A 12947-nucleotide genomic window follows, 5' to 3' on the forward strand; every position below is an offset into this window, starting at 1 on the left:
TGCCTTAATAGAGTGGCTCACTGATCATCGGGGTATTCGATATCATCATTTCTTTGAGTAGGGCTGAAGAGCCACTTAATAAGGTATGTTGATGATTATCGATGACCACAGGGACGCCATTTGCGCCACTGCGCGCTTCTATCGTTAACCAAGCTGGTGACACGCTACCTTTGCTACCCGCCGGATAGACTAAGAACATATGGTAATTTGGTGCTATTTGACTGATTAAGGTGGCTAACAAAATAGCTCGCTCATCACTGTCTGCGGCATTTTCAAGTAACACAGCCAGAGGAGGTGAAAATGTGTCGAGTCGCTCCTGACTGTCAGGAATATTTAATACCCAGTTTTGCGCATTTTGAATCGAGGTGGCTTCGCTTTCTCGGGATTTTAATTGCTCGGCGAGGGCGTTAAAGGTGCTTCTGGAATGGTAAAACACTTGTGAGTAGTTTGGCCTAATACATGGGCCTTGCTCAGCAGCTTGAGCATAACAAGGGCTGACAGCTAAGAAATTAAAAGCATCATCTTGGTACTGGTAATAAGCTTGCCAAAATAAAGTGGATTCGGGGCTAGCGTCACGAACGGAAAAAGCATGTTCAATGCTAACAAATTTGGTTGCATCATCGGGAGAAACGGCGTTAATGCTGTCAAGCACATGCATTAGGCGCGGCCCAATGTAGCCGTGTAATGCGCGTACGGGAGAATTCAAGGTGAAATTAATCCGATGCTGCTGTTGCAAACCGAGTTTAAGCTGAGTACGGGTGAACTGAGCATTGACAACCTGCTCTTGGCCATATTCATCTTGCCAGAACCAATCCAACTTGATGCTTGGTTCGCTATCCTCTTGGGGCAATACCGCAAAGACGTCCATGGATGCCAAAAGCAAAAATAGTGAAATGATCTGTTTCATATTAGCCACCCGAATCATTGTGCCTTACTTAACAAATAGGCTAAAAACTCGATCTAGATCAAATTTTTTTTGATTTATTTCTCATCCCGGTATAGATGCTGCAACGGGTTTGTTATACCTAAACCATTGCCGAGCTTGGGCTACTTACCTTCGAGTTGCCTCAAACATGATGGCTTTAAAGTGAGAAATATAATGAAGCACAGATACCTAGCGAAAATCATCGCCTGTTGTTGCAGTGGCTGGATATTTGCCAGCTTGGCCGGCTCAATAACCATAGTTAAAAGCAGCGAAGTTTCACCGGATAGCCCAGATCCTTGGCAAATTAAGCAGCAAATTTTACTCGAAAATCAGTGGCGTGAATGGATTAAAACCGAGCAAGGCATTAACTTGCTTTATCAGCTACCGATTGGCTGCGCAGTATTAAATGGGCCTCAACCCCGACATTTTAGCTTCCCTGTTTACAACTGTTTTGGCCGTTTCTATCGACCATACTCATGGCGAAACCAAGACGTTTTTGTCGAAGTTACCCCTCCTGAGACGTCACAATCTGAAGCCTCCCCCTATGTTATGCCCGATAAAGAAGCTTCACAAAACAGGGAAAAAGGCAGCAACAAACCTTAATTGATTGGATTGGCGCGGTTGTTAGCGCTTCAATAGGGGTTGTAGCCTTAGTTGATGGCATCAGTTAACATAGCGATAGCCAAATAAGCACAGAATTAAGAGAAAAATAATGCATATTCATATTTTAGGTATTTGCGGTACCTTCATGGGTGGCCTTGCCATTTTAGCCAAACAACTTGGGCATCGCGTGACGGGCTCTGATGCGAATGTTTATCCGCCCATGAGCACTCAGCTTGAAGAGCAAGGTATTGAGCTAATTCAAGGCTATGATCCTGCGCAACTTGAGCCTGCTCCTGATTTGATTGTTGTAGGTAATGCCATGAGTCGTGGTAATCCATGTGTGGAAGCCATGCTAAACCGTAATTTACCTTATATATCTGGTCCCCAGTGGCTACATGATTTTGTGCTACAAGACAAATGGGTACTGGCAGCGTCAGGGACTCACGGTAAAACCTCGACTTCAAGTATGTTGGCTTGGGTATTAGAGCATGCGGGTATGTCGCCTGGCTTTTTGATTGGCGGAGTGCCTGAGAGCTTTGGCGTGTCGGCCCGCTTGGGAGGAACCCCTTTTTTCGTTATTGAAGCGGATGAATACGATAGCGCCTTTTTTGATAAACGGTCAAAATTCGTACATTACAAACCCCGCACACTGATCATTAATAACTTAGAGTTCGATCACGCCGATATTTTTACTGATCTGGCTGCGATTCAAAAGCAGTTCCATCACTTGGTTCGATTAGTGCCACAACAGGGACAGATTATATATCCAGCGCAAACGGCAAGCATTGAGCAAGTATTAGCGATGGGGTGTTGGAGCGAGCAACAAACCTTAAACGACGATTGGTCGGCTACTGCTATTGAAGCCGATGGCAGCGTATTTGATGTCTATTATCAGCAAAAATTACAAGGGCGAGTGAGTTGGTCATTATTGGGCGAGCATAATATGGCCAATGCGCTGGCAACCATTGCAGCGGCTAAACACGTTGGGGTGCTAGCTGAGCACAGTATTGAGGCGCTGGCTAGTTTTAAAAATGCCAAGCGGCGTATGGAGTTAAAAGGCACGGTGAATCAAATTGCACTCTATGATGATTTTGCCCACCATCCAACCGCGATCCAGACAACCTTAGCGGGGCTACGGGCTAAGGTCGGCAATGGGCGCATTTTAGCGGTATTAGAGCCTCGTTCGAACACCATGAAAATGGGTACCCACCAAGATCAATTGGTGACCTCATTGCAAGCCGCCGATTTTATATATTGCCTTGAGCCCGAGGGATTAACTTGGTCATTACCGGCTTGTTTTAGTAATAGTGATACCCCTGCCATTATCGAATCTGATCTAAACCGTTTAATTGACCATATTATCTCGCGAGCCCAATCCGGTGATAGTATTTTAGTGATGAGTAATGGCGGTTTTGGTGGTATTCACCAAAAGCTATTGGCTCGTCTTGGTAGCAATGAGGTAACTTGTGAAACAACCCTTTAAAGGCAGTTTGACCCTAGCGTTAACTGGCGCTTCTGGCGCAGCCTACGGCCTGCGTTTGCTTAACGCTTTAGTTCAAGCCCAATATCAGGTGCATTTTCTAATGTCTGATGCGGCTAAAATTGTGGTCAAAACCGAGTTAGATCTAGATTGGCCAGAGCTGCCAGCACAATTAGCTGAGCATTTAACCAAGGAGTACCAAGCTCAGCCCGAGCAAATTAAGGTATGGGCAGGAAAGGACTGGTTTTCTCCTGTTGCATCGGGCTCTGGTGCGCCGAAAACCATGGTAATTTGTCCTTGCAGCGGCGGTACCTTAGCGGCAATTGCTCATGGCCTATCTGACAATTTGGTTGAGCGAGCTGCGGATGTAATTTTGAAAGAAAGAGGGCGTTTGATCTTGGTGCCCAGAGAAACCCCACTGTCTACCTTGCATCTACAAAACATGCTGAGCTTATCGCAAATGGGCGTAACCATCATGCCTGCCGCGCCGGGCTTTTATCATCAACCGACCACGATAGAAGAACTGTATGATTTTATGGTCGCGCGGATCTTGGACCATCTTGGTATAGAGAACAAGGCCAGTCAGCGCTGGGGAATCGATGATTGAGCCAGTATTGTTGGTAAAAAACCATTAAAAAAGCTGCCAGCGAATGCATGGCAGCTTTAGTCGATACTTGCATTCAAACTACTTACTGGCTGGTCTTAGGATAGCCGTAATATAGTTATAAACAAATTCAATTACTTTATCTTGCGAAGGATTGCTTGGCTGATTGATCATTTGAATAATCATATAGCCGCAACCGGTTAGCGCTCGGCAAAACTCATCCACTGTTAACGTACATTCGAAGGTTTTGTCATCAAAGCCCGGCTTGATAACTTTCTTCATTAGGTCGGTGTTATGGGCGAGTAATTTTAGGTAACGAGGCCAAATTTCTTCTCGAACCGAAGAGCTCCACTCTAACCAAATGTGAGTGTAATCTGGTTTGGTGTAAGCGGCTTCAACGACAAAAGCAATGTAATCATGGATAGTTTCCATAGGATCTTTGCTTTGTACAAAAGCGGCTGAGGCGATACCGCGGAAGTAAAGTTCTACTTCGGTAAGAACGGCATTAACCAAGTCTTCTCGGGTGTTAAAGTAATTAAAAACCGTGGCGACAGACACTTGAGCTAACTCAGCAATTTCTGCATGTCCGGCACGGCCGATTCCTCGTTTAGAGAAAACTTCCAGTGCACATTCCATCAGTTGTTTGCGGCGGGCTTCCGGTGCCAATCTTGTTCGGCGTCTAAATTCTGCGCGTGGTTCCATGATATTGTCTACTGTCTACTGCTGTTATAATTATGAAAATATAATATTAAATTATACCGTGGCAGATTATCATTTACGCTCATATTAGTACAATCAATAGACTGTCAAATTACATTTTATGTATATTAAAATGGCATAACTCAGAATTATTCGCTTTATGAGTCCGGATTTATCGAATTTTGTTAGCTAGTGCTTTATTATTAGTGACATTATTTAATAACCACGAATTAACCCACACTAGGAATACATTATGAAACATTCAGTAGAGGTTTTAATCTCTGAACAAGAAGTACAGCAACGTATTAGTGAAATAGCAAAAGAAATAGAATTAAAATTTAAAAATACTGAATGCTTAGTCATGATTGGCTTATTGCGCGGTTCATGTATTTTGCTGGCTGATTTAAGCCGAAAAGTAGATCTTCCGGTGCAACTCGATTTCATGACCGCGTCGAGCTATGGCGATAAAATGGAAAGTTCACGTGAAGTAAAAATCAAAAAGGACCTAGATGATGAAATCCGCGGCAAGGACGTGTTGATAGTAGAAGACATCATAGACACCGGCTTTACCCTGAACAAAATCCGAGAAATGCTGTTGATGCGTGATCCCGCTTCCTTAACCATCTGTACCTTACTGGACAAGCCTTCACGTCGTGAAGTAAATGTGCCTGTTGATTGGGTGGGCTTCTCTATTCCGGATGAATTTGTGGTAGGCTATGGTATTGACTACGCACAAAAATATAGAAATTTACCTTACATAGGTAAAGTCGTACCAGAATAAAACTTAGCAAAAACAAAACCGATTAAAACGAGTTTTGTTTTTGCTGGTCAATATATTAAGGTGGCTTGTTTGAACGCGATTGAAATTAATAATTTAACAAAAGTATACAAAGGCGGTAATACTGCCCTAAAGGGAATTAGCTTATCAGTTAAGCAAGGCGATTTTTATGCTTTATTAGGGCCAAACGGGGCGGGTAAATCAACTACAATCGGGATCTTAAGTTCACTCGTGAATAAAACTTCAGGCCAAGTAAAAATATTTGGTGATGATATAGACACGGATCTTGAAGCGGCAAAACGCCATATTGGTTTGGTACCTCAAGAATTTAATTTCAATCAGTTCGAACCCGTAGAGCAAATTCTAGTTAATCAAGCAGGCTATTACGGAATGCCACGTAAACAAGCTTGGCAACGGGCTGAAATTTGCTTAAAGCAATTGGATTTATGGGATAAGCGAAAACAACAAAGTCGCACCTTATCGGGCGGCATGAAACGGCGTTTGATGATAGCGAGAGCGTTAATGCATCAACCTAAATTGTTGATTTTGGATGAGCCGACGGCTGGGGTTGATATTGAGTTACGTCGCTCGATGTGGACTTTTTTACGCCAATTAAACCAGCAAGGTATCACTATCGTATTGACCACGCATTACCTTGAAGAGGCTGAAACCTTATGCCGCAACATTGGCATCATCAATAAGGGTGAGTTGATTGAAAACACCAGCATGAAGTCGCTATTGGCACGCATTGCACGTGAAACCTTTATTTTAGATACGACGCCGATATCTTCAAAAGTGACCATTTCTCCCCCTTTTACGCTACTTGATGATCATACGCTTGAGTTAGAAGTATCTAAGGGGGAAGGGCTTAATCACGCGTTTAATGTGTTAAGCGAGCTGGGAGTGCAGGTGTTAAGCATGCGTAATAAAAGCAACCGCTTAGAAGAGCTTTTCGTTCAGTTAGTTCAACAAGGAGCGAAATAATGCACGCTCAACTCTACTTTACAGCTTTTAAAAGCATTCTAATTAAAGAAATACACCGTTTTACCCGTATTTGGGTGCAAACTTTAGTACCGCCAGCGATCACCATGAGTTTGTATTTTGTTATTTTTGGCAATTTAATCGGCTCGCGCATCGGTGAGATGGGCGGGGTTAGCTACATGGAGTTTATTGTACCTGGCCTTATCATGATGTCGGTTATCACCAACTCTTACTCAAATGTTGCCTCTTCATTTTACAGTGCTAAATTTCAGCGCAATGTTGAAGAGCTGCTGGTGGCGCCGGTACCTAACCATATTATGATCTTAGGTTATGTTGGCGGTGGGGTCGCACGCGGTTTATTGGTAGGATTCATTGTTACTTGTATCTCGTTGTTGTTTGTTCCGCTGGCCATCCACCACTTATTTATTTTAGCGCTCACTGTGCTGCTGACCTCTATCACCTTTGCGCTGGCGGGTTTTATTAATGCCATCTTTGCCAAAAGCTTTGATGATATCAGTATTATTCCGACCTTTGTGTTAACGCCGTTAACCTACCTTGGCGGTGTATTTTACTCCATCAGTATGTTACCTGACTTTTGGCAAGGGGTATCGCAGCTTAATCCAGTGGTGTACATGATCAATGCCTTTCGCTATGGCTTTTTAGGTGTGTCCGATGTTTCGGTGTGGGTGTCATTATTGGTTATTATCACGTTTATTGCTGCTTTTTACAGCGTTGCCTACTATTTAGTGAATAAAGGAATAGGGTTAAGAAGTTGAATGAATTAGGAAATTCTCGTCGAGTTGAGTCTAATCAAGATGGGTTAAATGAGCAATTAGACGAGGTGGTACGTAAGCACTTAAGTACCGACTTTAAAAAGCCGTACCAAGCGCATACTTTGTCTGCTTTTAACCAATTGGCGGAGCAACTTAAGGGGGATAGCCGCCCTTTGATCTTTGATTCTTGCTGCGGTGTGGGTGAAAGTACGGTTAAAATTGCGCAAATGCATCCTGAGGCGATGGTGATTGGATTAGATAAATCTGCTCACCGCTTGGCTAAAACCCCATTGGAATTACCCGATAATGCGGTCTTATTACAGGTGGATTTAAACGACTTTTGGCGCTTAGCTGTGGATGCGGGTTGGCAGCTTAGCCATCATTATTTGCTTTATCCCAACCCTTGGCCAAAGGCAAAGCATTTCCAACGTCGTTGGCACGGTAGCGCGGTTTTTCCATTTATCTTACAACTGGGTGGTAAGTTAGAAGTGCGCAGTAACTGGAAAACCTATGTTGATGAGTTTGCAGCTGCATTAGCGATAGCTGGGATTGAGACTCAAGTTGAGCAGTATCAAAGTGATATCGCCATCACCCCGTTTGAACGAAAATATTGGGCAAGTGGTCAAGATTCATGGCGTTTAGCGGTTGCGCTTTAGCATGATGGTTTGACAAGCAGAGACAAAAAAAGGACGATAATTCGTCCTTTTTTTGTATCGCAATACAGTAATTAGGCTACTTGTACTGGTACATCCTTGCTGGTGCGAACAATATTGTTATTCGCATCAAGGTAAACCAAGCTTGGCTTGTGGCTTTTAATTTCTGCTTCGTTCATTGATGCGTAGGTACAAATAATCACACGATCACCTACCGCTGCTTTACGTGCCGCAGCACCATTAACAGAAATGATCTTTGAGCCACGCTCGCCAACGATAGCGTAAGTTGAGAAACGCTCGCCGTTGTCGATGTTATAAATTTCGATTTGCTCGTATTCTAAAATACCAGCTGCGTCCATAAAGTCTTGGTCGATCGCACATGAGCCCTCATAGTTAAGCTCTGCGTGAGTTACACGCGCTTGGTGCAGTTTGCCTGTTAAGAGTACCTTTTGCATGGCAATGTTTTCTCCGAGTTTCACTCAAATGGTTAGGGCTATTTGAGCGGTGCAATATAAATTAAATTGATTAAGGGTGCAAATTTACTGTGCAGTTATCAATCAGTCTGGCTTTGCCTAAGTAAGCGGCCATTAAGATCACTGCATCTTGGCTTTGTTCGGTTAAAGGAGACAGAGTCACAGCGTCGACTATATCAATCTGGTCGGTATTAAATCCATTGCTGTTGAGCTGTGTCGTGGCTTGCTGTATCAAGGCTTGGATATCTCGTTCGCCTTGAGCAATTTGCCCTGCTAACTCTCTCATTACTTGGTTCAGTTTGGGTGCCAGCTCTAGTTCGGTCTGGGTCAGATAGCCATTGCGGGAGCTTAAGGCTAATCCGGATTCAGCTCTGACCGTGGGAACGCCAATTATTTCTATCGGTAGAGCAAGATCGGTAGTCATTTTGCGGATCAAAGCAAGTTGCTGAAAGTCTTTTTCACCAAAGCAAGCGACATCAGGTTGAACAATGTTGAACAGCTTAGTGACAACCGTGCTAACGCCTTTAAAATGGCCTGGGCGCAGCGCGCCTTCTAGCACTTCTGAAATTCCCGGCACATCAACATAGGTATGGCTAGCAACACCTTGGGGGTAAATGATCTCTGGCGTGGGTGTAAACAGCAGATCGGCGTCATGGGCTATCAACAATTGTGCGTCTTGATCTAAGGTGCGCGGATAGGCTTGTAAATCTTCGGCGCGATCAAACTGCATCGGATTGACAAAAATGCTCACCACCACTTTGTCAGCATGTTGTTTGGCTACCTCTACTAAGGTCAGGTGACCTTGATGTAAGTTACCCATAGTGGGGACAAAAGCCACCCGCAAGCCTTGTTGGCGCCAGCCTTTAACGGTGGCGCGGATCTCATCAATGTTTTGAGTTATATCCATGATCTACCTAGTAAAAACTGTGCTCAGGTGCGGGGAATTCGCCGCTTTCAACTTGGCTTTTGTAAAGCGCGACGGCTTTTCTGATATCACCTGTCTCGGTCAGAAAGTTTTTAGAAAACTTAGGGCAAAAACCAGCAGAAATACCAAAAGCATCATGCATGACCAAAATTTGGCCATCGGTGACATTACCTGCACCAATGCCGATAACCGGAATGGTTAGGGCTTGAGTGATGGCCTCGGCAACAGGTACGGGAACACATTCCAATACCAATAGTTGTATTCCGGCGGCTTCAAGCGCTAGCGCATCTTGTTTGAGCTGCTGCGCTTGCTCATCGCCGCGGCCTTGTACTTTATAGCCGCCAAATACGTTAACCGATTGGGGCGTTAGTCCTAAATGACCACACACAGGCACGCCGCGTTGTGTTAATCCGGTAATGGTATCCGCTAACCACAAGCCGCCTTCCAGTTTCACCATATGCGCACCAGCACGCATTAACTGCGCGGCACTTTCATAGGTCTGCTCTGGGCTGGAATAGGTCATAAATGGTAAGTCAGCTATGATCAGTGCTTTGTCACTGCCTGCTTTTACAGCACGGGTGTGATAGCTGATATCATCTAAGGTAACAGGGAGAGTTGAGTCGTGGCCTTGGAGTACCATACCGAGTGAATCGCCGACTAATAATACTTGAATACCAGCTTGGTCGAATAAGCTAGCAAAACTGGCATCATAAGCAGTAATACAAGTGATTTTTTGCTGCTCTTGCTTCATTTTTAATAAGCGGGATGCGGATATTTTACTCATTTGTTCTCCAATGTGGCGTTGAGAAATCGTTATAGGTTATAGACTTCTAAGCCATTTCTATCGCAATTATCAGCAAGGCTGATTAAACTTGTACCACAAGGCAGGACAAGCTGCGGTGCTATCTCTAAAAGGGGGTATATTACAAACTCTCGCACTTTCATGCCATAGTGGGGCACAGTTAAACGTGGATTGTTAATGGTTTCTTGACCAAACAACAAAATATCTAAGTCTAGTGTGCGCGGGCCCCAACGTTCATCTTTACGCTCGCGGCCATGCTCTAGTTCAATTTGCTGAAGCGCGTCGAGCAATTCAATGGCATCGAGGTGAGTTTCGATAGCTAACACTGCGTTGATGTAATCGGGCTGATCTTGCGGCCCCATAGGGGCACTGCGATACAAACTTGATACTGATGTGACGGTTAAATCGGGATGAGCCGATAGCACCGAGATCGCAGAATTAGCTTTTGCCACGGGATCGCCTTGGTTACTGCCTAAGGCGATATAACATAAAGTGGGGATCATGAGGTGGCCGGTCTCGGTTTCTTTTTCGAATAGCGACGTTTTTTACTCGCAGGTTTATTGAGTTTAGCTACCATGGCACGTTTACCGTCTTCGTCTTGCTCTTGGAAGTCGGTCCACCATTCACAAAGTTCAATCAGCTCACCGCCCTCAATATCCGCACGTAACTGTAGAAAATCATAAGCAGCACGAAATTTTGGATGATGGAAGATGCGATAAGCATGTTTACCGTATCGCTTAGGCATGCGAGTTTGTAATACCCAAATATCGCGCATGGTGGTGCTAAAGCGTTTCGGGATAGCAATGCTTTTAACTTGAAAGTCAAGTATTTCGTTCATCGCCATTAAAAAGGCGTCGTTAAAAGGTAACCCACTTTCGGCAATGATCTCTTGGGTTTTTTGCTCTACCGGATACCATAAGATGGCAGCATAGAGAAACGCAGGCGTCACGCGTAAATCAGCCTTGATACGCTCGTCGGTGCTCGCTAATGCGGCGTGGATCAAGGCTTCAGATTTAGGATCTTCACCGTTAACAAAGGACACAGGATAAAGCTGTTGCAGTAAATTATATTGCTGTAGCAGTTTATATGTCGCTAAGCCTTGGCCTGAAAGTAATAACTTAAGGCTCTCTTCAAATAAACGAGCTGGTGGGATCTCTTTTAACAGCGGCGCCAGTTCTCGAATGGGGGCGCGGGTTCGCTCACTGATGTCCATATCCAGTTTAACGGCAAACCTGACCGCACGCAGCATTCTCACCGGATCTTCGCGATAACGGGTTTCGGGATCGCCAATCAGTTCAATTTTGCGACGCTCTAAATCCGATAAGCCATTACAAAAATCACGCAAAGAAAAGTCTGCAATATCATAATATAAGGCATTGACGGTGAAATCGCGGCGCTCGGCGTCTTCTTCTATTGAGCCGTAGACATTATCACGCAGCAGCATGCCTTGCTGTGATTGAGCGGAAACGTGTTTTTCGTCGTCACCTTCGCTGTGATGGCCTCGTAAGGTCGCAACTTCAATAATGTCACGGCCGAATAGAATATGAGCCAGACGAAAGCGGCGGCCAACCAAACGACAATTACGAAACAGTTTTTTAACTTGCTCTGGGGTTGCATCGGTAGCGATGTCAAAGTCTTTGGGTTTTAGGCCAAGTAATAAATCGCGTACACCACCGCCAACTAAATAGGCTTTATGGCCTGACTTATGTAATCGGTATAGTACTTTAAGTGCATTTTCACTAATGTCATTTCGAGAAATGCTGTGCTCGCTGCGGCTGATGCTGGTGCCGCTGTCAGCTGTTTGTGGTGTTTTGGTTGATGTAGCAGGCTTTGCCTTTTTTCTTCGAGTAGGCTTTGCGGTTGCTGTGTTTGCAGGCGCGGCAACGGGAGCCGTTCGCGGCTGAGACTTTTTCCCCAACACTTTTTTGCAAAATTCTTTTATACGCTTAATGGTCTATATCCTCTGAAACGCGCCGATATTTTAGGCGCATATAATATGCAAGGGTGGCGCTAAACACAACTGATACCCTTAATTGCTGTGTTTGCTATGCTATTGTTCCCTCGCGACTCTGTGTACTTTTACCTAATCAATTTGCTAAGGCCTGTTTCAAAGCGCCGCCGCGTTTTCAATCTTAGGCACGCTAATGCTGCGTTATTGATTATGATAAGGTGAAAGCCATTTCCTCTATCACTGCCTGTAAATACTTGCAAAAAATCAAGCATATCCAGATATAGGGTTTAGTTACCTTAAGTTCAGGTTAAAGGTGTTAGTTTGCAATTTTGCGTTTATTCATACCCTAGGTTGTCGGCTCTGTTGTAAGTAATTGCTCGGTTTGATGAGCGACTTTATCCAATTGCCAGTTTGAAATAGCCCAATTAAGTATGTTTTCCTGTGGCTCTTCCATCAGAGCTTTGGGTGGTTGTTGACCTAAAAAAGCGAGCGCGCGCCACGTGGTTTGGCGGATATCTTGGTCTGATATTGCTGGGGCATGGTTTTGCTTTGATAGTTTAAAGCCGGGCTTGGTGACCGCTAAAGGTAAATGCACATAATCAGGCACTGGGGCATTGAGCAATTGCATTAAGCCAATTTGACGCGCGGTAGGCTCAAGTAAATCCGCGCCTCTAACGACTTCGGTGATCCCTTGATCTATGTCGTCCAAGGTGACGGCTAGATTATAGGCGTACAACCCATCTTTACGCTTTATAATGAAATCTTCATTTGCCATCGCGGGGTTGATTTTGACCCTACCTTGTAACTTGTCCGTAAACTCGGTGATGCCTTGCTTAACATGCAAACGAATAGCGTTATTTTTGTCGGTTAAACCCAGATGACGGCAAGTGCCTAAGTATAACCCACCTTGCTGCTTGATCATGGCGCGAGTGCATTGACATGCATAAGTTAACGCTTGCTGCCTGAGTTGTGTCAGCACATATTCGTAGTGCTCTGTTTGCTGGCTTTGGTAGCGAACTGGGCCATCCCAAGTTAGGCCATATTGCTCCAAGGAGGCCAAAATGGCTTTATCAGCTCCTGCTACTTCTCTGGGCGGATCTATGTCTTCAATGCGCACTAGCCATTTGCCTTGATTGGCTTTGGCTTGTAAGTAACTGCCCAAAGCTGCAATCAGTGAGCCAAAATGCAACGGCCCAGAAGGGCTGGGGGCAAATCGGCCTATATAAGGCTTGCTTAATAATGCGTCTGTATCTGAGCGAGCGATAGGGGATGCAGGGACAAGGGTCATGGTTATGTTTAT

15 protein-coding genes are annotated in these 12947 nt (G+C 44.7%); 7 read left to right on the top strand and 8 right to left on the bottom strand.

Annotated elements, in window-relative coordinates:
- Window positions 1-4 precede the first annotated feature (4 nt).
- A complete protein-coding gene (locus ACK8OT_RS11220) occupies window positions 5-907 on the bottom strand; it encodes a hypothetical protein (RefSeq protein ID WP_410196606.1) in 903 nt (300 codons plus the stop codon).
- 192 nt (window positions 908-1099) lie between these two features.
- Between ACK8OT_RS11220 and ACK8OT_RS11225 the strand changes: the two genes are divergently transcribed.
- From ACK8OT_RS11225 to ACK8OT_RS11235, 3 genes are all read left to right on the top strand, one after another.
- Window positions 1100-1528, top strand: a complete 429-nt coding sequence (locus ACK8OT_RS11225; RefSeq protein ID WP_410196607.1) for a hypothetical protein — start codon at window positions 1100-1102, stop codon at window positions 1526-1528.
- Between the two features lie 109 nt (window positions 1529-1637).
- Window positions 1638-3011 (top strand): UDP-N-acetylmuramate:L-alanyl-gamma-D-glutamyl-meso-diaminopimelate ligase, encoded by a 1374-nt coding sequence (mpl, locus tag ACK8OT_RS11230; RefSeq protein ID WP_410196608.1) that lies wholly within the window; start codon window positions 1638-1640, stop codon window positions 3009-3011.
- Window positions 2995-3615 carry a UbiX family flavin prenyltransferase gene (locus tag ACK8OT_RS11235; protein WP_410196609.1) on the top strand — a complete coding sequence of 207 codons (621 nt, stop codon included), beginning with the start codon at window positions 2995-2997 and terminating at the stop codon, window positions 3613-3615. The genes mpl and ACK8OT_RS11235 overlap by 17 nt, the downstream gene beginning before the upstream one ends.
- Before the next feature lie 78 nt (window positions 3616-3693).
- Here ACK8OT_RS11235 and ACK8OT_RS11240 read toward each other — a convergent pair whose 3' ends face one another.
- The gene (locus ACK8OT_RS11240; protein ID WP_410196610.1) at window positions 3694-4314 is read right to left on the bottom strand and encodes a TetR/AcrR family transcriptional regulator; all 621 of its coding nucleotides are present in this window, start codon (window positions 4312-4314) and stop codon (window positions 3694-3696) included.
- A 250-nt stretch (window positions 4315-4564) separates the two neighbouring features.
- Between ACK8OT_RS11240 and hpt the strand changes: the two genes are divergently transcribed.
- The 4 genes from hpt (at window position 4565) to trmB (ending at window position 7499) form a co-directional block, all read left to right on the top strand.
- A complete protein-coding gene (gene hpt, locus ACK8OT_RS11245) occupies window positions 4565-5092 on the top strand; it encodes a hypoxanthine phosphoribosyltransferase (protein WP_410196611.1) in 528 nt (175 codons plus the stop codon).
- A gap of 69 nt (window positions 5093-5161) precedes the next feature.
- On the top strand, window positions 5162-6073 hold the full coding sequence (locus tag ACK8OT_RS11250) for an ABC transporter ATP-binding protein (protein ID WP_410196612.1): 912 nt from the start codon (window positions 5162-5164) through the stop codon (window positions 6071-6073).
- Entirely contained in the window at window positions 6073-6846 is a 774-nt protein-coding gene (locus ACK8OT_RS11255; RefSeq protein WP_410196613.1) for an ABC transporter permease, read from the top strand. Before ACK8OT_RS11250 ends, ACK8OT_RS11255 begins: the two co-directional genes overlap by 1 nt.
- Entirely contained in the window at window positions 6843-7499 is a 657-nt protein-coding gene (trmB, locus tag ACK8OT_RS11260; RefSeq protein ID WP_410196614.1) for a tRNA (guanine(46)-N(7))-methyltransferase TrmB, read from the top strand. Before ACK8OT_RS11255 ends, trmB begins: the two co-directional genes overlap by 4 nt.
- A 71-nt stretch (window positions 7500-7570) precedes the next feature.
- On the opposite strand, the gene panD is transcribed toward trmB, so the two are convergent.
- The 6 genes from panD to gluQRS form a co-directional block, all read right to left on the bottom strand.
- On the bottom strand, window positions 7571-7951 hold the full coding sequence (panD, locus tag ACK8OT_RS11265) for an aspartate 1-decarboxylase (protein WP_410196615.1): 381 nt from the start codon (window positions 7949-7951) through the stop codon (window positions 7571-7573).
- A gap of 70 nt (window positions 7952-8021) precedes the next feature.
- Entirely contained in the window at window positions 8022-8876 is an 855-nt protein-coding gene (gene panC / locus ACK8OT_RS11270) for a pantoate--beta-alanine ligase (RefSeq protein ID WP_410196616.1), read from the bottom strand.
- 7 nt (window positions 8877-8883) lie between these two features.
- Entirely contained in the window at window positions 8884-9678 is a 795-nt protein-coding gene (gene panB, locus ACK8OT_RS11275; protein ID WP_410196617.1) for a 3-methyl-2-oxobutanoate hydroxymethyltransferase, read from the bottom strand.
- A gap of 29 nt (window positions 9679-9707) precedes the next feature.
- On the bottom strand, window positions 9708-10199 hold the full coding sequence (gene folK, locus ACK8OT_RS11280) for a 2-amino-4-hydroxy-6-hydroxymethyldihydropteridine diphosphokinase (RefSeq protein ID WP_410196618.1): 492 nt from the start codon (window positions 10197-10199) through the stop codon (window positions 9708-9710).
- Window positions 10196-11476: a polynucleotide adenylyltransferase PcnB gene (gene pcnB, locus ACK8OT_RS11285; protein ID WP_410196680.1), complete on the bottom strand. Its 1281-nt coding sequence runs from the start codon at window positions 11474-11476 to the stop codon at window positions 10196-10198. The genes folK and pcnB overlap by 4 nt, the downstream gene beginning before the upstream one ends.
- Window positions 11477-11993: 517 nt before the next feature.
- Window positions 11994-12935 (bottom strand): tRNA glutamyl-Q(34) synthetase GluQRS, encoded by a 942-nt coding sequence (gene gluQRS, locus ACK8OT_RS11290; protein WP_410196619.1) that lies wholly within the window; start codon window positions 12933-12935, stop codon window positions 11994-11996.
- Window positions 12936-12947 lie beyond the last annotated feature (12 nt).

This window comes from Motilimonas thetidivivens, assembly GCF_046452435.1.
Classification (GTDB): Bacteria; Pseudomonadota; Gammaproteobacteria; order Enterobacterales; family CBDFNC01; genus Motilimonas.